Raw genomic sequence first — 286 nt, 5'->3', positions numbered from 1 at the left:
TGGTCAGTGGGGTAGAGCCTGTATTTATATGCTTTCTGGATTAACATTTTGCATTCAGTATGTGGTTGTTTAGAATGTACAATATATCCACATTTTTTTGGGAGGGTCAATACGTGTGCGAAATCAATCGTTCACGCTATTCAGCTTACCTGTTGCATGTTCACGTTGTTTTTATGACAAAATACCGCCGTCCAGTTTTTGGTGAATTGCATCATGCAAACATGCGTCAGTATGTAGCGGAGGTATGCGCGGACTTTGGCGCCGAGTTAAAGGAATGTGACGGCGA

Annotated in this window: 1 protein-coding gene and 1 pseudogene; one reads left to right on the top strand and one right to left on the bottom strand. The window is 42.7% G+C overall.

What is annotated here, in order from left to right:
- Nucleotides 1-47 (bottom strand): helix-turn-helix domain-containing protein (locus LZP73_RS21620; RefSeq protein WP_442800784.1); only part of this gene is annotated, 47 nt, incomplete at its 3' end.
- A 12-nt stretch (nt 48-59) separates the two neighbouring features.
- Here LZP73_RS21620 and tnpA point away from each other — a divergent pair.
- Nucleotides 60-286: pseudogene (gene tnpA, locus LZP73_RS20605) on the top strand (IS200/IS605-like element ISEc41 family transposase); the annotation flags it as partial.

The sequence above is a fragment of the Shewanella sp. AS16 genome (assembly GCF_021412365.1).
GTDB classification, from domain to species: domain Bacteria; phylum Pseudomonadota; class Gammaproteobacteria; order Enterobacterales; family Shewanellaceae; genus Shewanella; species Shewanella salipaludis.
Note: the sequence above shows the minus strand (reverse complement) of the source record. Positions and strands in the feature narration are given on the sequence as shown.